Source organism: Rhodanobacter sp. IGA1.0, assembly GCF_040208325.1.
GTDB classification, from domain to species: domain Bacteria; phylum Pseudomonadota; class Gammaproteobacteria; order Xanthomonadales; family Rhodanobacteraceae; genus Rhodanobacter; species Rhodanobacter spathiphylli.
This window is the reverse complement of record NZ_CP157948.1, coordinates 218,594-244,608: the sequence shown is the minus strand read 5'-3', so window position 1 is coordinate 244,608 and position 26,015 is coordinate 218,594. Positions and strand designations below refer to the sequence as shown.

The 26,015-nt window shown below is 68.4% G+C and carries 19 protein-coding genes; 7 read left to right on the top strand and 12 right to left on the bottom strand.

Annotated features, from left to right (window positions below; all coding sequences use genetic code 11):
* Positions 1 to 55 precede the first annotated feature (55 nt).
* Positions 56 to 1,165, top strand: coding sequence for a catalase family peroxidase (locus ABNK63_RS01055; RefSeq protein ID WP_350016438.1), 1,110 nt, complete (start codon positions 56 to 58; stop codon positions 1,163 to 1,165).
* The gene (locus tag ABNK63_RS01050) at positions 1,162 to 1,791 is read left to right on the top strand and encodes a cytochrome b (protein WP_350016437.1); all 630 of its coding nucleotides are present in this window, start codon (positions 1,162 to 1,164) and stop codon (positions 1,789 to 1,791) included. The genes ABNK63_RS01055 and ABNK63_RS01050 overlap by 4 nt, the downstream gene beginning before the upstream one ends.
* An 11-nt stretch (positions 1,792 to 1,802) precedes the next feature.
* On the opposite strand, the gene ABNK63_RS01045 is transcribed toward ABNK63_RS01050, so the two are convergent.
* Together ABNK63_RS01045 and ABNK63_RS01040 are read right to left on the bottom strand one after the other, a co-directional pair.
* Positions 1,803 to 2,435 (bottom strand): glutamine cyclotransferase, encoded by a 633-nt coding sequence (locus ABNK63_RS01045; RefSeq protein WP_350016436.1) that lies wholly within the window; start codon positions 2,433 to 2,435, stop codon positions 1,803 to 1,805.
* A 210-nt stretch (positions 2,436 to 2,645) separates the two neighbouring features.
* Positions 2,646 to 3,866 (bottom strand): helix-turn-helix domain-containing protein, encoded by a 1,221-nt coding sequence (locus ABNK63_RS01040; RefSeq protein ID WP_350016435.1) that lies wholly within the window; start codon positions 3,864 to 3,866, stop codon positions 2,646 to 2,648.
* Between the two features lie 129 nt (positions 3,867 to 3,995).
* Here ABNK63_RS01040 and ABNK63_RS01035 point away from each other — a divergent pair, with 129 nt between their 5' ends.
* Both ABNK63_RS01035 and ABNK63_RS01030 read left to right on the top strand, forming a co-directional pair.
* Positions 3,996 to 4,760, top strand: a complete 765-nt coding sequence (locus tag ABNK63_RS01035) for a DUF899 domain-containing protein (protein WP_350016434.1) — start codon at positions 3,996 to 3,998, stop codon at positions 4,758 to 4,760.
* Positions 4,761 to 5,015: 255 nt separating this feature from the next.
* Entirely contained in the window at positions 5,016 to 5,213 is a 198-nt protein-coding gene (locus ABNK63_RS01030; RefSeq protein ID WP_350016433.1) for a CsbD family protein, read from the top strand.
* 52 nt (positions 5,214 to 5,265) lie between these two features.
* Here ABNK63_RS01030 and mnhG read toward each other — a convergent pair whose 3' ends face one another.
* Genes mnhG through ABNK63_RS01000 form a run of 6 tightly spaced genes read right to left on the bottom strand, consistent with a single transcriptional unit; the run spans position 5,266 to position 11,206 of the window.
* On the bottom strand, positions 5,266 to 5,619 hold the full coding sequence (gene mnhG, locus ABNK63_RS01025; RefSeq protein WP_350016432.1) for a monovalent cation/H(+) antiporter subunit G: 354 nt from the start codon (positions 5,617 to 5,619) through the stop codon (positions 5,266 to 5,268).
* On the bottom strand, positions 5,616 to 5,897 hold the full coding sequence (locus ABNK63_RS01020; RefSeq protein ID WP_350016431.1) for a K+/H+ antiporter subunit F: 282 nt from the start codon (positions 5,895 to 5,897) through the stop codon (positions 5,616 to 5,618). The genes mnhG and ABNK63_RS01020 overlap by 4 nt, the downstream gene beginning before the upstream one ends.
* Entirely contained in the window at positions 5,894 to 6,382 is a 489-nt protein-coding gene (locus ABNK63_RS01015; RefSeq protein WP_007808594.1) for a Na+/H+ antiporter subunit E, read from the bottom strand. Before ABNK63_RS01015 ends, ABNK63_RS01020 begins: the two co-directional genes overlap by 4 nt.
* Positions 6,379 to 7,977: a monovalent cation/H+ antiporter subunit D gene (locus ABNK63_RS01010; protein ID WP_350016430.1), complete on the bottom strand. Its 1,599-nt coding sequence runs from the start codon at positions 7,975 to 7,977 to the stop codon at positions 6,379 to 6,381. The genes ABNK63_RS01015 and ABNK63_RS01010 overlap by 4 nt, the downstream gene beginning before the upstream one ends.
* The gene (locus ABNK63_RS01005) at positions 7,974 to 8,309 is read right to left on the bottom strand and encodes a Na+/H+ antiporter subunit C (protein ID WP_007808590.1); all 336 of its coding nucleotides are present in this window, start codon (positions 8,307 to 8,309) and stop codon (positions 7,974 to 7,976) included. The genes ABNK63_RS01010 and ABNK63_RS01005 overlap by 4 nt, the downstream gene beginning before the upstream one ends.
* Positions 8,309 to 11,206: a monovalent cation/H+ antiporter subunit A gene (locus ABNK63_RS01000; protein WP_350016429.1), complete on the bottom strand. Its 2,898-nt coding sequence runs from the start codon at positions 11,204 to 11,206 to the stop codon at positions 8,309 to 8,311. The genes ABNK63_RS01005 and ABNK63_RS01000 overlap by 1 nt, the downstream gene beginning before the upstream one ends.
* 511 nt (positions 11,207 to 11,717) lie before the next feature.
* Here ABNK63_RS01000 and ABNK63_RS00995 point away from each other — a divergent pair.
* From ABNK63_RS00995 to ABNK63_RS00985, 3 genes are all read left to right on the top strand, one after another.
* Positions 11,718 to 12,560, top strand: coding sequence for an autotransporter outer membrane beta-barrel domain-containing protein (locus tag ABNK63_RS00995; protein WP_007808587.1), 843 nt, complete (start codon positions 11,718 to 11,720; stop codon positions 12,558 to 12,560).
* A gap of 255 nt (positions 12,561 to 12,815) precedes the next feature.
* Positions 12,816 to 14,054 carry a hypothetical protein gene (locus ABNK63_RS00990; RefSeq protein ID WP_350016428.1) on the top strand — a complete coding sequence of 413 codons (1,239 nt, stop codon included), beginning with the start codon at positions 12,816 to 12,818 and terminating at the stop codon, positions 14,052 to 14,054.
* Positions 14,055 to 14,057: 3 nt separating this feature from the next.
* The gene (locus tag ABNK63_RS00985; protein ID WP_350016427.1) at positions 14,058 to 14,924 is read left to right on the top strand and encodes a hypothetical protein; all 867 of its coding nucleotides are present in this window, start codon (positions 14,058 to 14,060) and stop codon (positions 14,922 to 14,924) included.
* Between the two features lie 29 nt (positions 14,925 to 14,953).
* Here ABNK63_RS00985 and pbpC read toward each other — a convergent pair whose 3' ends face one another.
* The 4 genes from pbpC to ABNK63_RS00965 form a co-directional block, all read right to left on the bottom strand.
* On the bottom strand, positions 14,954 to 17,371 hold the full coding sequence (gene pbpC, locus ABNK63_RS00980; RefSeq protein ID WP_350016426.1) for a penicillin-binding protein 1C: 2,418 nt from the start codon (positions 17,369 to 17,371) through the stop codon (positions 14,954 to 14,956).
* A 165-nt stretch (positions 17,372 to 17,536) separates the two neighbouring features.
* Complete coding sequence (locus ABNK63_RS00975) at positions 17,537 to 22,543, bottom strand: alpha-2-macroglobulin (protein ID WP_350016425.1); 5,007 nt, start codon at positions 22,541 to 22,543, stop codon at positions 17,537 to 17,539.
* Positions 22,544 to 22,692: 149 nt separating this feature from the next.
* Positions 22,693 to 23,583, bottom strand: a complete 891-nt coding sequence (locus ABNK63_RS00970; protein ID WP_350016424.1) for a lysophospholipase — start codon at positions 23,581 to 23,583, stop codon at positions 22,693 to 22,695.
* A gap of 232 nt (positions 23,584 to 23,815) precedes the next feature.
* Positions 23,816 to 25,831, bottom strand: coding sequence for a trypsin-like peptidase domain-containing protein (locus tag ABNK63_RS00965; protein ID WP_350016423.1), 2,016 nt, complete (start codon positions 25,829 to 25,831; stop codon positions 23,816 to 23,818).
* Positions 25,832 to 26,015 lie beyond the last annotated feature (184 nt).

Sequence of the window (26,015 nt, the reverse complement as noted above, 5' to 3'; positions counted from 1 at the left end):
GCGCCCGCGGCAGCGAATGGAGAGACTGACACACTCGCCAGGACAAGCAGCCGCCATGCCCGTCAACGATCCCGCCGACGCTCCAATGACCCGCCATCGCTGGCCAGCCCTGCTGGCGATCGCCCTGATCGTGGGTGGCGTCGCGCTTGCCTTCGGCTGGATCGCCGGCTGGCTGACGCCTGGCCGGCTGACCCCGCAACGTTTCACCAACGCGATCGAGAGCGGCAACGGGCAGATCTACCGGGGCTACCGTCGCGCGCATGCCAAGGGCGTCTGCGTGGCGGGCTATTTCGAAGGCAACGGGCAAGGCGTGGCGCTGTCCAGCGCGCGGCTGTTTGCACCGGTGCGCACGCCGTTCACGGGCCGCCTGTCGATCGCCGGAGGCTCGCCCTACGGGCTGGACGGCAAGGCGCGCGTGCGCAGCATGGCGCTGGAGTTGAACAGCGACGACGGCCAGCAGTGGCGCATGGCGATGAACAGCTTCCCGTTCTTCGGCGTGTCCACGGTGTCGGCGTTTTACGAGCAGACCCGCGCCAATACCCCCGACCCCGCCACCGGCAAGCCCGATCCGGCGAAGCAGGCTGCCTTCCTCCGCGCCCATCCGGAATTCGCCCGCTTCGCCAGCTGGGCGAAGAGCGCGCCGTGGTCGACCAGCTGGGCCAACACCACCTTCAACGGCGTCAACGCCTTCCGCTTCATCAACGCCCGTGGCGAGGTGCGCAACGTACGCTGGTCGATGCAGCCGCAGGCGGCCTTCGCGGCGATGACGGCGGAGCAGCGCGCCGCCGCCGACGGCAATTTCCTCGGCGAGGACCTGCAGGCGCGACTGGCCCGCGCGCCGCTGCGCTGGGACATGGTGGTGACCCTGGCGCAGCCCGGAGATCCCACGGCCGACCCGGCGCAACCCTGGCCCGAGGATCGCCAGCACGTCACCGTCGGCACCGTGGTGATCGAAAGCAGCACGCCGCAGGCCACCGGTGCCTGCCGCGACATCAACTACGACCCGCTGGTGCTGCCGACCGGCGTGCAGGGCTCGGATGATCCGATCCTGGCCGCGCGTTCGGCCGTCTATTCGGTGTCGTTCAACCGCCGCGAACACGACATCGCCAGTGGCAAGGCGGACACCGCCATCGGCAAGACCGCCGCGCCGGAGGCCAGGCCATGAACGATCTTCATCCCGCCAGGCTCGCTCCGCGGCACTTCAACCTCACCGCGCGCGTGCTGCACTGGAGCATGGCGCTGGCGATCCTGGCCATGCTGTTCGTCGGCATCGGCATGGTCGCCTCCCTGAGCCTGCGCCCGACCCTGGTCAGCCTGCACCGGCCGCTGGGCATCGCGATCCTGCTGCTGGCGATCGTGCGGCTGGTGAACCGGCTGCGCCATCGCCCGCCACCGTTGCCGGCCGACCTGCCCCGGGTGCAGGTGCTGGCGGCAAAGGCCTCGCACTGGCTGCTCTACGCGCTGATGTTCGCGATGCCGCTGATCGGCTGGTCGATGCTGTCCGCCGGCGGTTACCCGGTAACCATGTTCAAGGGCTTCAACCTGCCGCCGATCGTGCCCCACGACGCCACCGTCTACGCCGCGCTGCGCGGCGCCCACACCTGGCTGGCCCTGCTGCTGTTCGCCACCGTGCTGCTGCACCTGGCCGCCGCGCTGTTCCATGCCTGGGTGCGTCGCGACGAGGTGTTCCCCAGCATGGCGCGGGGCGCATCGCCGATGCCGGCGTCAGCTGCGCCGGAGCCGGCCGGCGTGTCGCCACGGGACTCAGGCGACAACGACGCGGACTCCTGACGGCCTCGAACTCAACCGGCACGCTGCACGGTTCGCAGCTTGCCGCTGTTGCCGCCACCACAGAAGAACTGGTCGCCGCCGTCCGACTCCAGTCCCGACACGCCGGTGCCCGCCGGCATCTCGAGAATTTCCAGCACCTCGCCACTGCCCGGATCGATGCGGCGCAGTTCGCTTTCGTCGTTCTCCCAGGTGCCGTGCCAGAGTTCGCCATCGGCCCAGCAGACGCCGGTGACGAAGCGGTTCGATTCGATGGTGCGCAGGATCGCCCCGGTGGCGGGATCGATTTGGTGGATCTGTCGCGCGCGGTACTGCCCCACCCACAACGATCCTTCGGCCCAGGCCAGCCCCGAGTCGGCGCCGCCACCGGGTGCGGGGATCGTGGCGAGCACCTGGCCGGTGTGCGGATCGATCTTCTGGATGCGGTTCTCGGCAAGCTGGAACAGGTGCCGGCCGTCGAACGCCGTTCCCGCATGCGCTACCACATCGATCGAACGCAGCGTCCTGCCGCTCGCCGGGTCGATCGCGTTCAACTTGTCGCCTGAGGCAAACCACACGTGCCGGCCGTCGTAGGTGACGCCATGCACGCCGTCGACACCTGCAAACGGACCTTGTTCGCGGACGATTCGGGCGGCTGATCGTTTCATGCTGCTTCCTGATCGGGCCCCGGGAACCTGCTTCCGCGCCGTCACCCCTGCAAAGTCCGGAGGTGCTGCATCAAGGGCGAAGCGGGTCATCCAGGGCGTGTTGTGGGAGATCAAGGTGGATTCCCGCTTGCGCGGGAATGACGTCATGGGGGAGTTTCGGGATTCGCGGTCGGCGCGCCGGTCCATCTGATGTGTCTCGATGCAGACAGCCTAGCCGCCCTGCACCGGCGCGGGGAGTAACAAGCTCGTCGGGAATCCGGGCACCGGCGGGCTCAGCCAGCGACGCGCCCGCCCGCGGCCAAACGACTGCACCTTGCCGGTCGCCGCCAGCGCATCGAGCGCGCGTTGCACGCTGCGCTGACTGGTGCCCAGCGCCAGCGCCAGGGCCGAGCTCGACCACGACTCGCCGTCGGCCAGCAAGGCAAGCACGTCCGCGTGGCGCTCATCGAACGGCGGCGCCAGCACGACGACCTGATCGGCCCGATGCGGCGCCAGCGCAAAACCGCGCTTCGTCGCGCCCACGCCGGCCAGTGCCTGCAGTTCGGTGCGCAGCCGGCCGATTTCGACGCGCAGGCGCACCCGATGCGATTCGTCGGCGTACCCGGTGCGGAAGACTTCGGCGATGAGCGTGTCCCGCGACACGTCGCCCGGCCATGCCCCGGCCAGCAGACGGGCGATCGCGAACAGCACGGGCCGCTTCGCCAGCGCCGCCCGCGTGCCGGACTGGCAGACGACGTGACGACAGGCGTCGATGACGAAGGCGTTCGATGCCAGCAACGCCTCGACGTCCTCCAGCCTGATCAGCCGTTCACCGCCATGCGTGATCAGCCGCGCCGCGGGCGCGTCGAGCACGCGGGCAGCATCGTCGATTTCCGCCAGCAGCGCCGGGATGCCGGCGTGGCGCGCGGCGTAGCTGGCCCGGGCCAGCGCCGCACGCGCCGGTTTCGTGCGCAGGCGGCGCAGGGCGATGCCGGCGTTGACCAGCTCGCGGGCCGCGCGCGAGGCGAGTGGCAGCGGCGCGGCATCGAATCCGGCCAGCGCCCGCTCGGCCTCGTCGAGGCGACCGAGCAGAAGCAGGCGCCGCGCCGCGAGATAGCGCGCATGCGCCGCGTTCACCGGATCGCCGTGCGCCTCCAGGGTCGCCCGCGCAGCATCCAGCGCCTTCACCGGCCAGCCCAACTCGCGCGAGGCGAGCGCGATCTCGGCTTCGGCGATGACGCACTTCGCGCGGGCCACCGCCTCGCTGGCACCGAACGCCCGCGCCGCGCGCTGCAGCAGCGCTTTCGCCCGCACGAAATCGCCGAGCTGCGCCATCGCGATGCCGCGCAGCGCCAGCGCGGGCGCATCGTCGCGCAAGGCGATCCGGTTCAGCGCGCCCAGCGGATCACCCGCCGCCAGCGCACGCGCCGCCGCCGTGATCAGCAAGTCCATCGGAGCGGAACCCATCGCGCCACGCTTGTCACTCCCACCGTCCGATGTCCGGTTTCTAATCTAGCCCACGATCCACCGGCAAGTCGCATCGATCCCCGAACGAAGGCCGGAACCCAGCGGGAGAACGCAATGACCATGCACACGACCGGAACACGCGACGAATGGCTGGCCGCCCGACTCGGCCTGCTCGACGCGGAAAAGGAGCTGACCCGGCGCAGCGACGAAGTGGCCCGGCTACGCCAGGCGTTGCCGTGGGTCAGGGTCGACAAGGCGTATCGCTTCGATACCGACGAGGGCAGTGCCACCCTGGCCGACCTCTTCCGGGGTCGCTCACAGCTGCTGGTCTATCATTTCATGTTCGGCGCCGATTACCGCGCGGGATGTCCCTCGTGTTCGTCGATCGCCGACGGCTTCGACGGCTTCGCCGTACACCTGGCGAATCACGACGTGACGCTGTCGGCGGTATCGCGGGCGCCACTGGCGAAGCTGCAGGCGTACCGGCAGCGCATGGGCTGGCGTTTCCCCTGGGCGTCCTCGTCCGACGGCGACTTCAACTTCGACTTCAACGTCTCGTTCACCGAAGCGCAGCAGCGCGCCGGAAACATCGAATACAACTACCGGCGCGATGGCCACGCGATGGACGCGAGCTCGGCCCCCGCGCCGGTCATCCAGATGGCCGCCAGCTGCGGCACCGACGCGCCCACCTACACGCGCGACCGTCCGGGCCTCAGCGCCTTCGTGCGCGAGGACGGCGTGATCTACCACACCTACTCCACCTACGCGCGCGGCCTGGACGGCCTGTGGGGCATGTATCAGTGGCTCGATCGCGCGCCGCTGGGGCGCAACGAAACCGGCGTGTGGTGGCGTCGCCATGACGAATACGCTGGCGAGTGAGTCTTGCTCGGGAGTGCAGCGCACAGCTTGGATTGCCAGCCCTCCCCGCGCGCCGGGCGTCCCTGGTCGCGAGTGCCGCTGGACGACGCGAATCCTCCGCCATGTCGAGCTTCGCCGTCGCGCCGAACGTGAACGAAGACTTCCTCCATGAACGTCTTGACGACCTGCCGCTCACGCCGATTCCGGAGAGTGGTCGGCACGCGCAGGTCGCCACCGGCGCCTGCCGCGTACCTTCCCAACCATGGAGTCACACTCATGAACAACGACCGCATCCAGGGCAACTGGAAACAGCTCACCGGGAAGATCAAGGCCCAGTGGGGCGACCTGACCGACGATGACCTGACCCAGGCCGAGGGCAACACCGAATACCTGGTGGGCAAGATCCAGGAGCGTTACGGCATCGCCAAGGACGAGGCGGCCCGACAGGTCAGGGACTTCGAAAGTACGCTGTGAACGCCAGCGCGTCCGGTGCCGGGCCGGCAGCCTTCTGCCGGCCCGGCCGCGTTCATTCCGGCGTCGTCACCTGCGGCACGTCCTGCGAGCCTTCCTCGCGATCGCGGTACAACGCGGCGCGTACCAGCAGCATCAGGGTGATCGGCGTGGTCAGGGTGAGGAAGACACCGATCAGGATCTCGTTGAAGATCGGGCGACCGTGCAGCACCGAGAAGCAGGTGATCGAGGCGGCCAGCATGAAGAACGTGCCCAGCGTGGTGCCCAAGGTGGGCGCGTGCACGCGCTGGTAGAAGTTCTTCAGGCGCAGCAGGCCGAGCGAGCCGATGAACGCGAACAGCGCACCGAGCAGCACCAGCACGGCGACGGTGATGGCCGCCCACGGCGGCAGGGCGTCGAGGTGGCTCATTCGATCACCTGCCCGCGCATCAGGAATTTCGACAGCGCCACGGTGCCGGCGAAACCGAGCAGGGCGATGACCAGGCCGGCTTCGACGTACAGCATGCTGCCGCTGCGGATGCCGATGGTCAGCAGCAGGAGCATCGCGTTGACGTACAGCGCGTCCAGCGCCACCACGCGGTCCTGCGCGCGCGGGCCGCGGACCATGCGGATGATCGAGAAGCTCATCGCCAGCAGGAACAGCCATTGCGCCGCGATGATGGCGATGTGGAGCAGGCCGTGGCTCATTGGAAGACCTCCAGCAGCGGGCGTTCGTAGCGTTGCTTGATGGTGTCGATCCAGCCCTGCTCGTCGACCAGGTCGAGCACGTGGATCAGCAGGACGTTGGCAGTGGAGTCGTAGTTCACCCAGATCGTGCCGGGTGTCGAAGTGATGATGCAGGCGAGCACGGCGAGGCCGTGGCGATCGGTCAGCGCCAGCGGGATCGCCACGAAACCGGAGTGCATGCCCCGTTCGCGGCGCAGGACGATCCGCGCCACGGCGAGGTTGGAGCGGAAGATGTCCAGCATCACGCGCGCGAACAGCAGGCCGAGCAGGTGCGGGTTGCGCACGCGCGCCTTTGGCGGGCGCAACCGGCCGAAGACCTTTGCCAGCGCGATGCCGAGCAGCGTGCCCAGCAGGATCGCGGCCGGCGCCACGCTCTGGTTGAGCAACAGCCAGATCACCAGCAGCAGCGCCGACAGGATCGGGTATGGCAACCAGCGACGGATCATGGCGCGGCCTCCGCCGGCGGCAACACCGCATGGATGTAGCTGGCCGGCGCGTGCAGCTGGACGGCGGTGTCGCGCAGGTAGCGCAGCGGCGACTCGACCAGCACGGTGAGCAGCAGGCACAGCCCCAGCAGGATCGCGATGGAAGTCGCTTCCGTGAGGCGCACCCCGGGGAAGATCCGCTCCGGCTCGACCCAGAAGATCTGGATGCCGGCGCGGCACAACGCGATCACCGTGCACAAGCCGGCCACGATGATCAACGCGAACAGCGCGACCGCGCCGGGGCGCGCGCCGTGTTCGAGCATCGGCGCCAGCAGCGCGAACTTGGCCAGGAAGCCGGACAGCGGCGGCAGGCCCGCCAGCAGCACCGCGCAGGCGGAGAAGCTCAGCCCGAGCATCGCCATCGGGGCGCTGATCACCACCCGGCTCTCGTCCTCCTGCGCGTACAGGCTTTCGTTGGGCACACTCTCGCCCGCCTGTTCGTACGGCTCCAGGCTCAGCGTGTCGTCGGTGTCGTCGTCGCCGTCGGAGGCGAGCAGTCCGGCGACCAGGTAGAACGCGGCGATCGCCAGGCTGGAGATCACCAGGTAGGCCAGCGCGCCGGTGGTCACGGCCGGTTGCTGCAGGCCGATCGCACCGAGCAGGGTGCCGGAGGAAATCACCACGTTGTAGCCGGCCAGCTTGGCCAGGTCGCGCGCGCCCAGCATGCCGACGATGCCGGCCACCACCGTGGCGACGCCGCCCCACAGCATCCAGTCGCTGCCGAAATGGGCGGAGACCGGGCCCGCGTCATCGCCGAACAGCAGCAGGCCCAGGCGCAGCAGCACGTAGATGCCGACCTTGGTCATCAGCGCGAACATCGCCGCCACCGCCGGCGAGGCGGCGGCATACGTGCGCGGCAGCCAGAAGCCCAGCGGAAACATCGCGGTCTTGATCAGGAACGCCACGCCGAGGATCGCCGCGCCCGCGTGCAGCAGGGCGCGGGTGCGCTCGGGCACGTGCGGGATCAGCTCGGCCAGCGCGGCCATGTTCAAGGTGCCGGTGACGCCGAAGATCAGGCTGACGCCGAGCAGGAACAGCATCGAGGCGGTCAGGTTGACCGCGATGTAGTGCAGCCCCGCGCTGACCCGCCGCGCGCCCGAACCGTGCAGCGCCAGGCCGTACGACGCGGCCAGCAGCACCTCGAAGAACACGAACAGGTTGAACAGGTCACCGGTGAGGAAGGCCCCGTTCAGGCCCATCAGCAGGAACTGCAACAGCGGCTGGAAGTGGCCGCCGCGATGCTGCCAGCGGCCCAGCGCGTACGGCAGCACGGCCAGCGCCAGCACGCAGGTGAGCAGCACCATCAGGGCGGACAGCCGGTCGGCCACCAGCACGATGCCGAAGCGCGCCGGCCAGTCGCCGATGCGGTAGACCGCCGCCAGCGCACCGTCGGCGGACACCGCGAACGTCAGCGCGGCGGCGCCGGCGACCAGCGCCAGGCACGAGACGATGCTCAGCGCCAGCACCGTACGTCGCCGCTTCTCGCCGACCAGCAACTGCAGCGCGGCGACCAGCAGCGGCAGCAGGATCGGCGCGATGATCAGGTGGTTGCTCACGGCGTACCGTCCTCGCCGTCGACGTGGTCGTTGCCGGTCAGCCCGCGCGAGGTCAGCAGCACCACCAGGAACAGCGCGGTGGTGGCAAAACCGATCACGATCGCGGTGAGCACCAGCGCCTGCGGCAGCGGGTCGGTGTACTGGGCGATATCGCCGCCATGCAGCACCGGGTCGGCGCCGGTGCGCAGACCGCCGATGGAGAAGATGAAAAGATTCACCGCGTAGGAGATCAGGGTCAGCCCGATGATCACCTGGAAGGTGCGCGGTCGCAGCAGCAGCCACACACCGGAGGCGGCAAGAATGCCGATCGCGGCGGCCAGGACCAGTTCCATCAGCGCTCTCCTTCCGCGGCGGGCGCGGGCGCCTGGCGCGGCCGGCGCAGCGACTGGTGCGCCAGCGCGACCAGCATCAGGATGGTGGTGCCCACCACCACTGCGAACACGCCCAGGTCGAACAGCAGCGCGGTGGCCAGCGGCACGCGGCCCAGCAGCGGCAGGTCGAGGTACTGGAAGTACGTGGTCATGAATGGACGTCCAAACGCCAGCGAGCCCAGTCCGGTCAGCACCGCCAGCAGCAGGCCCGCGCCGAGCCAGCGCACCGGCAGCACGCGCAGGCGCGTCTCCACCCAGCGCGCGCCGCGGGCCATGTACAGCAGGATCAGCGCCACCGCCACGGTGATGCCGGCCACGAAGCCGCCGCCGGGCAGGTCGTGGCCACGCAGGAACAGGTGCAGGCCGAACAGCAGGATCACCGGCGACATCAGCTGGATGATCAGGCCGGGGATCATCAGGTAGTCGGTCAGCGAGTGATCGGCAGCGCGATCGGGCGCGGCCGCGTCCCGTGCCGTCTGCTGGCGTTGCTGCAGCGGCGTGCCGATGCTTTCGGCCGCGGGGCGGAAGCGTCGCAGCAGGGCGAACACGGTCAGGGCCACGATCGCCAGCACGCTGATCTCGCCCAGCGTGTCGAAGCTGCGGAAGTCGACCAGGATCACGTTGACCACATTGTGGCCGCCGCCCTCGGTGTACGCGCGTTCGAGGAAGAAGCGCGAGATCGAATCGGCCACCGGATGGGTCATCGCGGCATAGGCCAGGCTGGCCACGCCCAGGCCGGCCACGATCGCGATCACCACGTCGCGCCGGCGGCGGAAGCGCTGCCGGCGGCTTTCCACCGACAGCCCCTCGATCCGCTTGGGCAGCCAGCGCATGCCCAGCAGGATCAGGATCGTGGTGACCACCTCGACCAGCAACTGGGTCGCCGCCAGGTCCGGCGCCGACAGCCACACGAAGCTCACGCACGAGACCAGGCCTGCGCCACCGGTGAGGACCAGCGCGGCGAGGCGATGGAACTTCGCCTGGCTGGCCGCGCCGATCGCGCAGGCCGCGCCCAGCAGCCACAGCAACGCGAACGCCGGGTCGACGCTGGACCAGCGCAGCTCCATGTCCAGCGATGCGCCCGCCGCGGCCAGGGTGCCGGCCAGCAAGGCCAGCAGCACGATCAGCAGCAGTTGCGATTGCAGCCGCCGGCCCGGATAGCGCCGCTCGATCCGCTGCGGCAGGTCGGCGGCCAGCACCGCCATCACCCGCTCGAAGATCCGCTTGCCGCCGAGCCGGCCGATCAACGGCGCCCCCTCGCGCTCGGCGAAACGCCGACGCAAGCCCGCGAACAGCAGGCAGCCGGCCACAAAGGCAAACACGCTCATCAGCAGCGGCGTGGTCACGCCGTGCCACACCGCCAGGCTGTAGACCGGCAGGTCGCTGCCCAGCACCGAGGCGGCCGCCGCCTGCAGGGTCGGCCCGATCACCCGCGCGGGCAGCACGCCCACCAGCAGGCAGGTCAGCGCCAGGAAGCCGATCGGGAAGCGCATCCACAACGGCGGCTCGTGCGGCTGGCGCGGCAGCTCGGCCGGCGTGCGGCCGAAGAACACGCCGCGCACGAAGCGGATCGAATAGGTCACGCCGAACGCACTGGCGGCGACCGCGATCACCACCGAGATCGCGTCCAGCAGCGGCCCCTGCCGCGCGGCCAGCGTCTCGGCGAAAAACATTTCCTTGGACAGGAAGCCGTTCAACAACGGCACACCCGCCATCGCCGCGCCGGCGACCAGCGCCAGCGTGGCGGTGACCGGCATGAAGCGGCGCAGGCCGCCCAGCTTGCGCAGGTCGCGCGTGCCGGCCTCGTGGTCGACCGCGCCGGCGGCCATGAACAGCGAGGCCTTGAAGGTGGCGTGGTTGACGATGTGGAAGATCGCCGCCACCACGCCCAGCGCGCTGCCCAGCCCCACCAGCATGGTGATCAGGCCCAGGTGGCTGATCGTCGAATAGGCCAGCACGCCTTTCAGGTCCTGCTCGAACATCGCCGCGTACGCGCCCAGGATCAGCGTGACCAAGCCCACGCCGCCGACGATCCACGACCACTCCGCGGTGCCGCCCAGCACCGGCCAGAAGCGCACCAGCAGGAATACGCCGGCCTTCACCATCGTCGCCGAATGCAGGTAGGCCGAGGCCGGCGTGGGCGCCGACATCGCCTGCGGCAGCCAGAAGTGGAACGGGAACTGCGCGCTCTTGGTGAACGCGCCCAGCAGGATCAGCAGCAGCGTGGGCGTGTACCAGGGATGCGCGCGCACCGTGTCGCCCGCGGCGAGGATCGCGTCCAGCTCGTAACTGCCCGCGATGTGGCCCAGCAGCAGCATGCCGCCGAACAGGCACAGGCCGCCGCCGGAGGTGACGATCAGCGCCATTCGCGCGCCGTCGCGCGCCGAAGGCCCGCGGTGCCAGTAGCCGATCAGCAGGAACGAGAACAGGCTGGTCATCTCCCAGAAGAACACCAGCTGGATCACGTTGCCGGACATCACGATGCCCAGCATCGAGCCCATGAAGGCCAGCAGCAGGGCGAAGAAGCGCGCCAGCGGATCGTCGGGCGACATGTAGTAGCGCGCGTACACGCCAACCAGCGCGCCGATGCCGCAGATCAGCAGCATCATCAGCCAGCTGAAGCCGTCGATCCGCAGCACCAGGTCCAGGCCCAGCCCCGGTGCCCATGGAATCACCTGGCGCAGCACGTCGCCGGCGAGGATCAGCGGGGCCAGCCACAGGCAAAGCAGCAGGCCGAGCAGCGCGGTGGCGGTCATCAGCCACGCCGCCCGGTTGTGGCCGCGGCCGCGCATCAGCCACGCCACCACGCTGGCCACGAAGGGCAAGCAGAGGATCAGGCTGGGCAATTGGTGCGGCATCGGTCACGGGCTCCCGGGGTTTGTCGGTGTCTCCGGCAAGAAACCCAGGCGGCGAAACCTGGCACTTCAAGAGCATCCGCGCACTTCGTTCGCTGAAACCTCGGCGACGGCGCTGGCCGCGGACAACGTTTCGGCCCCGCCATGGCACTGCGCTCGACAGGCGCAGCCCCTCGAACGGGCATGACGGGATCGTTCGGGACTCGCCGCAGCGCGCGTCCCGCCCGCTGCCCCCGCAGTCTATCGTCCGGCGTGAATGGCCGGCAATGCGGGCGGTCGCGGCGACGCGCCGATGCAGCATGCCGACGCTGCACGGATCGATACGCCGATGCACACGGCCGGATGGAATCATGCCTCTCGTGCGCGGTCCCGCAGGCAAGCACGACTGGGCAGACTGCCATGCGGCGTGCACGCAGCCTGCACGCCCGGGCTTCGTACCATGCAGGCGGGAATCCCCAGGATGGCCTGACCGGCCAAGCCTTCCCATCCGTTCCGCGACCCCGGAGAAAACAACATGAATCATCGACAGCCACGTCGGCTTCGCCGTGCCGGCGGGATGCTCGCCTTCGTCCCGCTGCTGCTCACCTGCCACGTCGCCAGCGCGCAGCAGTCACCCGCGCTGGATCGCGTCAGCGTCTGGCTGGGCGCTTACAACGCCAACGCCGATACCACCATCGGCGCCAGCGACAAGAGTGGCCAGTACCACGGCGACTTCAATCTGGAAAAGGACCTGGGCTTTCCCGACCGCAAGACGGTGCCTCGTGCCCGGCTCGACTTCCTGGTCGGCGACAGCCAGGGATTCTCGCTGGACTACTACAGCGTCAATCGCACCCGCAGCAAGTCGCTGGCGCGCGACATCAGCTACGCCGGCAACGACTACAGCGCGGCGGCCACGGTGAAGGGCAAGCTCAACTTCGACTTCGGCAGCGCGTCCTGGCGCTGGTGGTTCGGCCACGGCAATGACGTGTTCGGCCTCGGCTTGGGCGGCGCCTACTACCGCGTGCACGCCAGCATCAGCGGCGAGGCCAGCGTCAACGGCGACCCCGTGGGCCAGGCCTCGTCCAGCACCACCGACAGCGCCTGGGCGCCGATGCTGCAGCTGGGCTGGCGACATGCGTTCAACGACCAGTGGCGCATGTACATCGACGCCGCCGGCGTCAAGAAGAACGGTGGCAACCTCAACGGACACATCGTCAACGCCGCGCTGGGCGTGGAGTATTTCCCGTGGAAGAACGTGGGCTTCGGCGCCGAATACGGCTACAGCCGCGTCGTGCTGCATCAGCGCAAGCACGACTACAACGCCAACCTCGACATGAAGCTCGACGGCCCCTCGCTGTTCGTGCGCTTTCGCTTCTGAGCACTTTCGCCGCGTAGTGATTCGACGTGGCGTGGTCGCCTGGTGACCACGCCACGTCTGCATCGGCCGACGCATTCCCGCGGCGCAGCTCTCCCGAAGCTGCGTCGCGGATCGGCTGCCCTCCGGCCGATCGGAACTGCCTACAAGCGACAGGGCAGAATCGCCGCAGCAGTGCGGGGATACCTTGGAGATACCATGGCCACCAGGATTGCGTGGCCACTCCAGCTGGCCGCGCGCACAAGGAGATGTGCCCCGATGAGCCGACAGTCGTTGAGTCGCGAACAGTTGCAGCAGCGCGCCGCACGGCGCCATACGTGGCAAGAAGCAGCAGCCGGGGCGCCACAGATCGCGGCCCTGTTCGAACCCCGAAGCCCCACGTTCCGCACGCTGGACAAGAAGCTCGTCCTCGGCGACGAGGCCTTCTGCATATTGCGCGCACTCAACGACTTCGATCGCCGCAAGGTGGCGGAAGAACTGCTGGATATCGCCCTCCACCCAAACCGACTGGACGCCGACACCGGCCGCGGGGACTGGTTTCAGCGTCTGCTCCCCAGTCGCTACCCGTTCAAGGGCTACCACTACAAGATCCGCTATGCGATCGTGCCGGGCAAACCGGTGGTGATTGTCGATATCTTTCTTGACCAAGACCTGCTGCGGTCGAAACTTCCGGATTCCGTGCAACGAAACGCGTTGTACCAAGTAAGCAAGGTGGGGACGGCGCGCTTTACGCCCGAGTTCAAACAACTGGGTAAGGAACCAGGGGATGTCATCAAAGCGCTGACTGGCAGTTGGGGGACTGACAGTCCCTTGCCTACACATCGCATCGACACCCTCCACGCCGCCGTCAACGGCATGCAGAACAACCTGGCCAAGGCGGCTTGGCTGATGGGCACGCACCTCGAAACCGCCTACGGGGAAAACTCTGTGCCCATCGATAATTACACCTTGTTCTTCAACCCCACCGAGGGAGAGGGTCGGGACTTCTTCGAATGTGGCTTCGACAAGCAGAACCTGATGGAGTGCAGTCACAACAGCCAGCATCTGGCGGCAGTGCTGGTGGAGGCGCAACGGCGCGGACACCGCACGCGCTGGGTGGCGCACAGCCAAGGTGCCATCATCTTCATCACCGCCGTCGAATTTGCGTTGAAGCACGACGGGATCCGTCTCGATCACCACAGCGTTTGCCTGCACGGCACCGGTTGCTACGTCAGGCGGGCCGAGCTCGTCTGCACCCGCGCAGGCATCACGATCGAGCGCGTGCGCAACAACCCGTTCGACCTGGTGCCCAATATCTGCGGCCCCAACGACTGGAGCCTCGGCGGGCTGGAACGGTCCTTGAAATTCCGCGGTCTGGTGAAGGAGGGTGGTCCGCTGGCCAGTCCGCACACCTTGCCGTATCTGGGTCTGGAAACCTATGTGGAGCAACTGAGGTTCACCGGCCACCATGAACTGGCACGCTATGCGCAGCAGTTTCACCCTTCCGAGATGGCCTGAATCATGAACACCTCGCCGCCACCGAGTACGCCCTTCAAGCGCCGTCCACTACCTTGGTACAAACGGGCTACCGCGGCCTTCAACGCTCCACGCGGTGGTGTGCCGGCTGCACCCGTCGTACCCAGGCGGATCGATTGCGGACCCTTCACCCTGAGCTTCCTCGAACCCGCGGCCGCGTTCGGTGAGGGCATGGGCACGCCCGACCCCGACGAAGTGAACCTGGATGCGGGCGCCTTTACCCCGACCGAAGCCCCCAACGCGCGGGCCAACCATCAAGCGATCTGGCTGGGGATCAGCAACTGGATCTATCACTTGCCGCGCTGGCACAGTTCGCGGATCTTTCCTGTACCGCATCCTCCCTACGCCATCATCACCACTCATTGGCAACTCGAACGGGTCAAACACGACATCCAGCTCAAGCCCGATGACATGGCGATGCTCGAGGACTACCTGCGCCATGACTACGTCGCCTACCTGGAATCCGAGGGCGGTCCCAACTGGAAGCTGCGCGATGAGACGTACAAGGGCAAGACGATCAGCGGCGCCCCGTTGCCGCAATACCAGATCGACGACATTCTTGCGGCCCACTTGAAAAGCCCCCCTTCAAGCTATGAGCCACTGATCAGCAATGACATGCATTGGCTACGTTACCTTTGGGATCCAATGCAAGGCATGCCGAATACCCTCAACTACACCACGGTTCTGCTACCCGACGTGCTGTTGACGGTGTGTTTCCACATCACGCGCATGAACTCCGAACCCTGGGAAGACTGGTGGGACCTGTTCATGGAGGACTGTGAGATCCTGGTGAAGACCATCACCTGTCAACGCAAGGAGCTGCCGCACGCCGGTGTGGCCGCGTCGGAATGACCGGCTTGAGAGGTTGGGAGATTCACGACTCAGCGGCGCGTCGATTCGCCGACTGCTCCCAGCACCTGGAAGCGGATCGTGGCGAAGGCGCCGTCGCCGGCCAGCGCCGTGACGCGTTGCTCGCCACCTTGCGGCAGGTCGATCGATATCGTGGTGCCGGCTTCGCTGCGGCCTTGCAGTCGTCCGTTGAGCAGCCATTGCACCGGGCCTTGCGCGCCCAGCGCGCGCAGGTTGATGCGCAGCGGCTGGTCGCTGTTCGGCGCCTGGCGCAGGGTGACGCCATCGCCGAGTCCGCTGATGCGGAGCGGGTTGGCGCTGTCCAGTGAGTCGGCGGCGCAGCCCGGCGCCAGTGGCGGCAATGCCGCACTCTCCCGGTCGTCGCGACTGAGCCACGGCGTGGCCAGCGCCGGCCAGCGTGCCAGCTGGATGGCCTGCTCGTGCGGCGCATGGCAGGCGCCGCTGAGCCGATGTCCGCGGCCGTCGACACGCAGCGTGATCAGGCCCGCCGACCACGCGCCGAGGCCGCGTTCGGCGAAGGTGGGCGGCAACGCATCGTCCAGCAGCCAGGCGGTGCGGTGCTGACGGCACAGCGCCGGAGCGGTGGACTCCAGCGCGCCGCCCAGTGGCCAGCAGATCTCGCGCTGGCTGACGCTGGCCGGTCGGGCCGCGACATGACCACCCCGCGACGGCAGCATGTCGGCGATCTGGAACAGCAGCGGCAGCGCAGTCACCGCGCCGTACTGGCCGGGCGAGGGCGTACCGTCCGGACGGCCGATCCATACGCCGATGGTCCAGCGGTCGGTGACGCCGATCGACCACGCATCGCGATAGCCGTAGCTGGTGCCGGTCTTCCACGCCACGCTGGCGTGGCGGTTGATCGCGCCGGCCAGCGGCGCGCCTTCGACGTCGGCGGGGTTGTGCGCAAGGATGTCGCGGATGATCCACGCCGCGCCCGGCGACAGCAGCCGTCGCGGGCGGGCGGGCTGGTCGGCGGTGTAACGCGGCGTGCCGGCGATGCCGCCGTTGGCGAACGCGGTATAGGCGCCCACCAGGTTTTCCAGCCGCGTGGACGCGCCGCCGAGGATGATCGACAGGTTTGGCTGCGCGCCCGCCGGCAGTCCGAGGTCGACGCCGCCCGCGGCCAGTCGGGCCACGAAACGGCTCGACCCGACCCGATCCAGCACATCCACCGCCGGCACGTTGAGCGAGCGCTGCAAGGCCTCGGCCGCGCTGACCGGGCCGGAGAATGCCTCGTCGAAATTGCCCGGCTTGTAGCCACCGAAATCCTGCGGCGCGTCGACCAGCAGGCTTTCGGAATGGATCAGGCCATCGTCCAGCGCCAGTCCGTACAGGAACGGCTTCAGCGTGGAACCGGGCGAGCGCGGCGCGGCCACCATGTCGATGTAGCCGTGCCGCTGCGGGTTGGCGAAGTCGCTGGTGCCGACGTAGATGCGCGCCTCCAGCGTGGCGTTGTCCACCACCAGCAACGCGGCCGAGGTATGCGGCGGCAGTCGCGACAGGTAGGCGCCGACGCGATCCTCGGCGGCGCGCTGCAGGTTCGCATCGATGGTGCTGGTGATCCGCCGCGAAGCCGGCTGCTGGCGCTGCAGCCGCTCGGCCAGCAGCGCGGCCGACAGCGGCGCGCGCAGCGAACGCGCCACGACCGGCTCGATCGCCGCGTCGCGTACCTCGGCCGGACTCCACACCCCGAGATCGCGCATGCGGCGCAGCACCTTGTCGCGGGCGGTCCGCGCCGCCTGCGCGCGACGATCCGGGCGCAGCCGGCTGGGCGATTGTGGCAACACCGCCAGCAGCGCGGCCTCGGCATGCGACAAGCGCGTGGCCGGCTTGCCCAGGTACGCCCACGACGCCGCCTCGACGCCTTCGATCGGCCCGCCGAACGGCGCGTGGTTGAGATACAGGTCGAGGATCTGCGCCTTCGACAGATGCGCTTCCAGTTGCAGCGCCCGGAAGATCTGCACCAGCTTGCCACGGAACGTGTGCGGGCCGAACTCAGACGAGATGGGCTCGATGATCCGCGCCACCTGCATGGTCAAGGTGGAACCGCCGGACACGATGTGCCCGTGCACGATGCCGCCGGCAAAGCCGCGCAGCAGCGCATACGGATTCACTCCGGGATGGCGGTAGAACCAGCGGTCTTCATAGGTCAGCAGCGCCTGCAGATAGAGCGGCGACACCTGCTTCGCCGTGGTCGGATAGCGCCACACGCCGTCGCTGTCGGCGAACGCGCGCAGCGGCGTGCCGTCGCGCGCCAGCACCACGGTGCTGCCGGTGTCGGGGGCGGGGAGGTGGAGCGGGAACAGGCGGTCGAGGGTGAAGGCGGCGAGCAGCAGCACGCCGACAGTGATGAGCACCGCACGCAGCCAGCGCCACGCGCGCGAGCGGCGTGTGGAAGCGAGCGGCGTGGCGGTTGGAATCGCAGTCATGGTGCGGTGCAGGCTGCCTGGCTCCCTCCCCTGCACAGCAGGGGAGGGCTGGGGTGGGGTGCTCTTTGTCATACCCAAGCGAAAGTCAAAAGCCCTACCCCCTCACCTGAAGGACTCCCTTCGGTCGCCAGCCTCCCCCTGCGAGCAGGGGGAGGAGCAGGAGCATCACGGTTCGACCACGGTGATCTTCGCCGGCTCGACCTTGCCGATGCCGCGCACGGCGGGGCGGTACATGTCCTCCACCAGCGGCGGTGGCACGGTGTAGTTGCCGGGGGTCACCGCACGCACCAGGTAGAACACGCGGGCCTTGTCGCCGCGGCGCAGGTTCAGCGCGGCGGCGTAGCGGTCGTCGCGGTACTCCTCGTGCTGGATGTCGGCGGCCGACGCGTGTTCGTCCAGGTTGATGCCGTCGATCACCACGCCGGACCAGGTCTGCGCGCCGCCCAGGTTGAGGTTCTCCACTTCCAGCCCGCCGGGCAGCAGGTCGGTGACCAGGGCATCGGGGATGTCCATGCGCGCCTCGATGTCGAGTTCGACGATCAGCGTATCGCCCTCCCTCAGCTCATCGCCCGTCCACGGCTTGCCGTCAGTGGTGAAGTAACTGCGGCGCACGTCGATCTGGCTGTCGTCGGCTGCGGGTGCCTTCTGCGGGATGCCGGCCACGTCGAGCGTGGCGAAGATCGCCGCGTCGCTGGTCGGCTGCACGCTGACGCCAGCCGTGAGTTCGGCCACGCTGAGCGGACGGCTCCACACGCGCTGGTCGGGTGCCTGCTCGGTCTTGCCGCCGGCGGTGATCGTGGCAGCCAGCGGGGCGTTGCTCTTCGCGTCGAACGCCCTCGCCACGCGGGCGATCGCCGCCTGCTCCTGCGTGCTCAGGTACGACCACGACCAGCGGTAGTCCTTGTCCTGCTGCTGGCGCTGGCGCACGTTGGCAGTGGCGTTGCGGGCCCAGTCGACCAGCTTGGCGTCGTAGGCGGGCTTGTTCACGCCGTAGGTATGGGTGAGCGCCACCATCAGGGCCAGGTCGCGCAGGTCCGAGCCGTAGTCGCCGACGTACCAAGGGCGTTCCTTGCTCCACGCGAACGCCTCGTCGATCGCCTTCTGCGCGCGCTCGTTGTCGCCCATCAGCTTCAGCGCGATGCCCAGGTGCACCAGCGGCAACGGAGCGACCAGCTTCTGGCGTTCGTTGTCGAACAGCGCGCGCAGCGTGCCCAGCGGCGCGCGGTTGACCCGCGCCAGCACGAAGCCGGAGTACGCCTCGTCGGCCAGCCGCAGGTGGTCGTGGTGCTCATAGTCGTAGTACGGGTGGCCGCCGGCGAGCAGGTCGTCGTTGAGCCGCTGCAGCGATTTCTGCAGCACGTCCTGCGGCACCGCGAAACCGGCGTCGCGGGCGTCCAGCATGAAGTCGACCACGTACGGCGTGGTGAAGGTGACGATCGGACTGCTGCCGCCCCAGAAACTGAAGTGGCCGTTGCTGGCCTGGAACGAGGCGATCCGCGACAGCGCGCCCTCGACCGCCGCCTTGCGCACGTCATCGCTCATCACCGGCGCGCCCAGCGCCTTGGCCGTCTGGCCGTCCAGAATCAGCGCGGCGTAGCCCTTGCTGGTGGTCTGCTCGATACAGCCGTACGGGTAGCGCAGGATGTCGCGCAGGGCGGCGGCGTACGGCAGCGGCGGCAAGGTGCTCAGGGTGAGCCGCGCGTTCACCGTGGCCGGCAGCAGGCCGGCAATCGCGGCGGCACCGAAGCGTTCGGGCTTGCCGGCTTCCAGCGCCAGCGGCGTGGTGGTGACGGTTTCCGGCCAGGCCGGGCGCACCGCGAACTCGAAGTGGCGATCCACGCGGTAGTCGTTGAGTTCGGCGTGGATGTCCACGGTCGCCACCGCCGCGCCCGCCTGCGCCGTCACCGGCATGTGCAAGGTGGTGCCGGCGCCGTCCTTCAGCGCCACGTCCTGCACGGCCTTCTCGATGGTGATCAGGCCACCACCCTTGACGCTGACCTTGGCGGTGCCGTCCTTGCCCGAGAGGTTTTTCAGGTCGAGGCTGATCATCGCCTTGTCGCCGGCCGCCATCACCCGCGGCGTGCTGGGCTCGACCACCAGCGGCGCGCGCACGGTGACGTTGCCGTCGGCATTGCCGTAGCGACTGTCGGTATACGCCAGCGCGGCGAGACGCAGGCTGCCGTTGAAGTCGGGCACATCCACATGCAGCGTGGCCTTGCCCTGGGCGTCGAACGCCACCGGGCCGCTGAACAGGTCGACGATCTGCACCTTGGGATTGAGCCGGTTCGCCTTCGGCAACGCGCCTGCACTCATGTCGCCACCGTAGCGCAGCCTGGCCTGCTCGCCGTCCATCGCCTCGATGATGCGGCTGTACAGGTCGTACGCATCGACGCTCAACGCACGCTTGCCGAACAGCCACGCCCACGCATCGGGCACCGGGTAGTCGGTGATGTTGAGCACGCCCTGGTCGACCGCCGACAGCGTGACGAACGCCTTCTGCCCGGCCAGGCCGGTGGCCTGCACGCCGACCTCGAGCGGGTTGCCCGGGCGCATCAGCGCGGGCGCGTCGAGCTTCAGCGGAATGCGCCGGTCGTTGCGATCCATCGCCACGTATTCCACGCCCATCGCGCGGGCCGGCGTGGTGTGCTCGGCCGCTTCACCGCCGCGGAACACCAGCGCCGTCACGTAGACGTCGTGGCGCTCCCAGTCTTTCGTCACCGGGATATCGAATACCGCGCCGGCCTTGGCCTCGATGTTCCTGGTGTAGAGCAGATGATCCGACTCCACCAGCAACACGCCGGGGCCGTCCTGCGGCGGCGTCACCGTGACTTTCATGGTGTCGCCAGCCCGATAGCGCGCCTTGTCCAGCTGCAGCTTGACCTTGTCCGGCCGCGCCTCCTTGCCGAGGTTTTCGTCATCCCAGTTGTAGCCGGCGAAGAACGGGAACACCGTGGTGAGCTTGGTCAGCGGGTCGTATACCTCGACGCGGTAGCTGCCCCACTGCACGGGGAATTCGACGTGGGCCGACTGGCCGGCGGCCACGTCGACATCCTTCTCGTCGACCAGCTGCAGGCGCTGGTTCGCGCTGGACTGCCAACCACCGTTCTGCTCATACAGCCAGTAGAAGTCGCGCAGCTCACGCTGCAGGCGCACCTTCAGGTGGCTGCCGGCGATCAGCTCGCCCTTCGCATTGGCCCGCACGATCTCGAAACCGGCCGGCGCCTCGCTTTCGGCGCCCTGCTTCGGGTCGAACAACGGGCGCACGCCGACCAGCGCATCGGCCGGCCAGTAGCTGCGCTTGAGCAGCCGCGTCACCGCGCGGCCGCCGCTTTCATAGACGCTGCCGGACAGGGTCACCGCCAGCGGCGCGACCGGCTGCACGTCGTCGGGCAGCGCCACGTCCTGCTCCAGCACGCCTTGCGCATCGAGCTTGGCGTCGATCACGTCGTCGGCGCTCTTGGGCAGCTCGACCAGCGGGTTGCCGAAGAAGGTGTCCTTCATCTTCTCCAGCGGATGCACTTCCGGCGCTACCAGCAGTTTCGCGGTGAAGCGGTTGCCGTCGGCGGGAGCGCCGTACAGGTAACTGGAGGCGACCTTGAGCTTCAGCGGCTCGTCCGGCGCCAGCTGCTGCTGCGGGCTGGACAGTTCGACCTTGAGCCGCTCGGGCAGGAACTCCTCGACGTGGAACGGGAACGCCTGCACGGTGTCCTTGGCTGAAGGGTCGAGGCGGAATTCCAGCTGCCACAGGCCGGTCGGCGCATCGGCCGGAATCGCCTGGCTCAGCTCGAAATAGTTCAGCTGCTGCGGCTCCAGCCGTTTCTCCACCAGGGTGCGGCCGTCGGGCTGTTTCACCCGCACGAACAGCGACTGCGGCTTCATCGGCTTGCCGTCGTAGTCGCGCAGCAGGGCCGACGCACGCAGCGTCTCGCCGGGGCGGTACAGGTCGCGCCCGGACCATGCATAGACCTCGAACGGCGCCTGCCTGCGACCGCTGATGTCGAAGTTCGACACGTCGAGCGCGGGCCGGTTGAACGGCAGCACCGAGACATCCTTGCCGTGGCGCGCCACCAGCACGTCGGACGCCTTGACCTTGTATGCGATCAGCGCATTGCCGTCGGCGTCGGTGGTGGCCTTGAGCTTGCTGCGCCCGTTCACGTCTCGCACTTCGACATCCACCGCATTGACCGGCGTGCCGTCGCGCAGCGAGGCCACGTGCAGCAGCACGTTGTCGCGGTACACGCGCAGGTGCAGGCCGAGGTCGCTGACGAAGAAGGTGGCGGTGTCGTAGCCGTCCTTGAAGGTGCCGCCGGCCTTGACCACCGCCATGTACACACCAGGCGTGGCCAGCTCCTTGATGTTCTGCACCGGCAGGTAGGTCACCGTGCGCTCGTTCGCCTCGCCACCCAGCGTGTAGTGGTTGGCGTAGACCGAGTCGGCGATGTCGGTGATCGGCACGCTGGCGCGGCGATCGTCGCCTTCGCCGCACTGGTTGTAGTAGCGGACCTCGTGGTCGAGCTCGTAGCTCTCGCGATGGCCGTTGCGTGGATAGGCGCAGAACAGGTCCGAGAGTGCGTCCTCGTGCACGCGGAAGAACTCCACGTCGGCGTCGTGCACGTTCATCGACACCAGCGGAAGGCCGCGGGTGCCGCGCGCGGGCAGCACGCTGCCGTGCGAGGCGAAGCCCACCGCCGCCGGCAAGTTGCCGGAATACACCTCGTGCTTCACCTCGTGACCCAGGGTGCGGCCGTCGGCGGCCAGCACGCCGGACTTCAGCTGCACCACGTAGCGCGTGTTGGCCTGCACGAACGGGAAGCTCAGCGTCTTGCCGTCGTCGTCCAGGCTCCAGCTGCCGCTGACCACCTCGCCGTTCGGGCCGGTCACCGCAATCAGGCTGTCGAACGCCTGGGCCGAGGCCAGGGCCGCGTTGAAGCGCAGGATCAGCGCGGTGCGCGAATCGCGCGGGGTGGAGCTGGCCGAGACCAGCGCGAAGCCGGCCGTGCCCGCGTCCTTCGCGGGCGCGGTCGACGCGCTGGCGGCAGGCTTGCCCTGCAAGGCGGGTTTGCCGTCGTCGCCACCGCGATGACAGGCGCCCAGCGCCAGGCCGATCGCAAGGCAGGCGAGGACTCGCCACGCAAGGTGGCGCGAGATGCGCCGGCTCGATCGAGGTGACATGCAACCTTCTCCCTGTAGGTTTGCGTGGAAGTATCGCCGCCAATCATGGCGATCCGGAGGCGCGCAGCGGGCGCGCCGATTTTTTTCGCGTCGAACGCCCCAGCGGGCGGGTCGAAAACCGGCCGCAGCGCGCTTCCCCGCGAGGTCCTCTACGGAGCCGCCGCGAGATCCTGCCGGCCCAGCCAGTCGGCCAGCTGCATCAGCACCTGGCTGCGCCCCGGTTCGGCCTCGTTGAACAGCTCGTGGTACAGCGTGGAAAAGAAGCGGGTGGTCAGCTGGCCGCTGCCGGCCGCCTTGCGGGCGAACGAGCGACTGCCGGACGGATCGACCAGCGCATCGCTGTCGGCGACCAGCAGCAGGGTCGGCACCGCCAGGCCGGCGGCATCGCGGATGCAGGCGGCTCCGGCATGGAAGATGAAGTCGGCCAGTCGCGGGGTGATCCAGCCGTGGCGCAGCGGGTCGTTGCGGTAAGCGGCGGCCACGCCGGCTTCGTGCGACAGCTTGCTGGCATCCAGCCCGTTGCGCAGGGGCAGGTTCGGCACGAGCCGGCTGAGCAGCCGGGCCAGCGCGATCATCCGGGGCGACTCCCAGCTGCGCAGCGCCGGCGATGACAACACCAGCGCCGGCGGCGTGACCCGGCCATCCAGCACCGCGCGCGCCGCGACCAGGCCGCCCATGCTGTGGCCCAGCAGCAGCGGCGGGTGCGGCTGGCTGGCGGCGTAGTCGTTGTAGACGGTGGCCAGATCCTCCAGCAGGTCGTCGGCCTGGCGCAGGGCACCGCGCCGCCCCGGGCTGCGGCCGTGGCCGCGCTGGTCGTAGCTGCGCACCGCGTGGCCGCGCTGGTTGAACCACGCTGCCAGGCGCTGGTAACGCCCGCCGTGTTCGCCCAGCCCGTGCACGATCAGCACCGCGCCGTGCGGCTGGGCCAGTGGCCAGTCACGCAGGCACAGCGGCTGGCCGTCGGCCATCTCCAGCCAGCTGATGCTGCTGTCGTCTTGCGCTGGCGTATCCGGCGCCGGCGCCCGTACCCGTCGTTCCACCCGCTTCCTCCTCGCCTGTTTCAACGGGATACCGTAGCCGGATCGGCCGGTGTCGTCACCACCGGCCGATGCGCCCGACGCTCAGTGCCTGTGAAGAAAACCACTTACTGTGGTTTTCTTCTATCGCACGTCCGGTACACGCCCGGACGTGCTCACGCGAATCTGGCACTTGCGTTCCCGATCCGCGCCCGGCCATTCATGGCCGGGCTTCGAGGTTGTAATTCACAACCTCTCAGTGCTCGGTGACCCGGGCGTCCTTCAGCAGCAGGTCGAGCTTGGCCTTCATGTCGGCGGCGGGGTGGCTGCCCTCGGCGTAGTGGTAGACGGTGTACAGCACGTCGGGCCGGGCCTGGCCCGGCGCGGCCAGCACGCTGCTGATCTTCATCACGTCGTTCTCGCTGCGCGGCACGCCGTCGAACGGCCGCTGGCGGTTGCTGATCTTGCTCCAGTTGCTCTTGTAGTCGTCGTTGAGGTCGTCCGACGGTGCCACCACGCGGGCGAAATTGCTCCAGTACTTGTCGTGCGCACTGGCCGCCTGCCACACGTCGGTCACGTCCCACACCACCTTGCCGTGGTCGAGGAAGTAGCTGAAGCCGATGGTGAGCATGCTGTCCCTGTCGATCTTCTGCAGCGCCGGGGTATAGGCGTAGCGCAGCCGCTTCGAGCTGTAGGCGAAGCGATGGCCGTAGTCGATGTCGATGTGGATGTCGTCGAACGCCGCCGGCAGCAGGTCCTTCTGCTTCAGGAAATCCTGCCACTGGGCCAGGCTGCCGTCGTAGGTGACGTAGAAGAAGTCGGTGAGCGCCTGCAGGTTGATCAGGTAGTCGTGCTCCTGGCTGGCCGGGGCGATCCGCATCAGCACCGCGTAGCCGTCCGGCACCGGCAGGGCGAAGCTCATCACCACCGCGTTCTCGGCCGGTATCGGCCATACCCGCACCTGCCAGCGGCGCTGCCAGGCATCGGTATACAGCGTGTCGCGCACCGGCTTGCCCAGCGAGGTGATGCGCACCTGCTCGGGGCCGACGTTGCGGGTGAGGAAGCCGACCCTGGCGATCATGTCCATCAGCTTGGCCGGGTCGCGGTACAGCGCGGCGGCCGTCACGTTGTCGGGCCGGCGCACGTGGAACAGCAGGTTGCGCCCGACCACGCCCGGCGTGACGTAGCCGTTGTTGGGCAGGCTGGTCTTGCCGCCCTCCTTCTTCGCCAGGCTCCAGGTACCGTCGTTGTCGCGGGTGATCAGCGAGGGGAAGTCGTCCATCGACGGCGTCGAATGCAGCAGTTCGTTGGAGCCCTGGCCGCGGGGGAACAGCCGCTCCGGCTCCTTCGCCAGCAAAGCCTTGAGCTGGCTGTCGGCATAGGCGTTGAAGCGCTGCTGGAATGCCGCGCTGAAGTCGGCAAAGCTCAGCGGCAACCTGAATTCGGCCTTGAAGGTGTTGCTGAGCGTGGTGTCGAACACGTCGAACTGGTAGGGCATGCGCTGGTCGATCGAGGCGACGTGGTCGGGCGCGTCCAGCACGCGGCCGATCGGCAGCGCGTAGTTCAGGTTCTCGTTCTGCGACTTCATCAGCACGATGCCGATGACCTTGCCGGTCGCGTCCAGCAGCGGGCCGCCACTGTTGCCCGGCGATGCCGCCGCCGAGAAGCGCATCCACTTCCAGCGGCCGTCCTGGTCTTCCGGCGTGTCGGAGGTGTACAGGCCGTCGCGGATCACCACGCCGGTACCCAGCGCATTGCCCACCGCATAGACCACGCCGTTGAGGCTGGGCTTGGTGTCCGCCTCCAGCGCGGCGGCCTTCGCCGGCTGCGTGGCCAGGCTGAACACCACGAAATCCTGCTGCAGCGAATATTTCTCGATCTTGTCGATCGCATACACATGGCCGTCGGCATCACGCAGGGCCGGCTCGCCCCACAGGCTGTCGATGCCCACCTGCAGCACGTGCGCCGCGGTCACGTAGCGGTTGTTGCCCAGCGCGAAAGCGGTGCCGATCGAGTAGTACTTGTCGTTGCGCTCCTGGAACGGCAGCAGCTCCAGCGGCAGCGGCTTCTCGTAGGTCAGCGGGTCCTTGACCGGCTTGGCCGCCACCACTTCGAAGGTGGCCGCCTGGATCTTCGGCAACACGGCCGGATCGAGACTGGCCGCATGGCTGGCGGCCGCAGCGAACAGGCTCACCAGGGCAAGGAGCGCGAACCGGCTGCAGGCCGTGCGCATGAAGCCGGGCTTGCGCCGCGGCGATTCCATTACGTGCATGAGTGTCCTTCGCATCAACGCCGCCACCGGATTCCCCCCGCGGGCCCCTGGCTGTGACGGCCGAATCTGGATACTGCCGATTCCGAATACTGCCATGGCAGGTCCGGCGCTGCACCGGCGTACGGGTGGCGGGGATCGGCCGAAGCCATGACAGGAGCCGTCGAAGCGGTGGATTCGGGCCTGC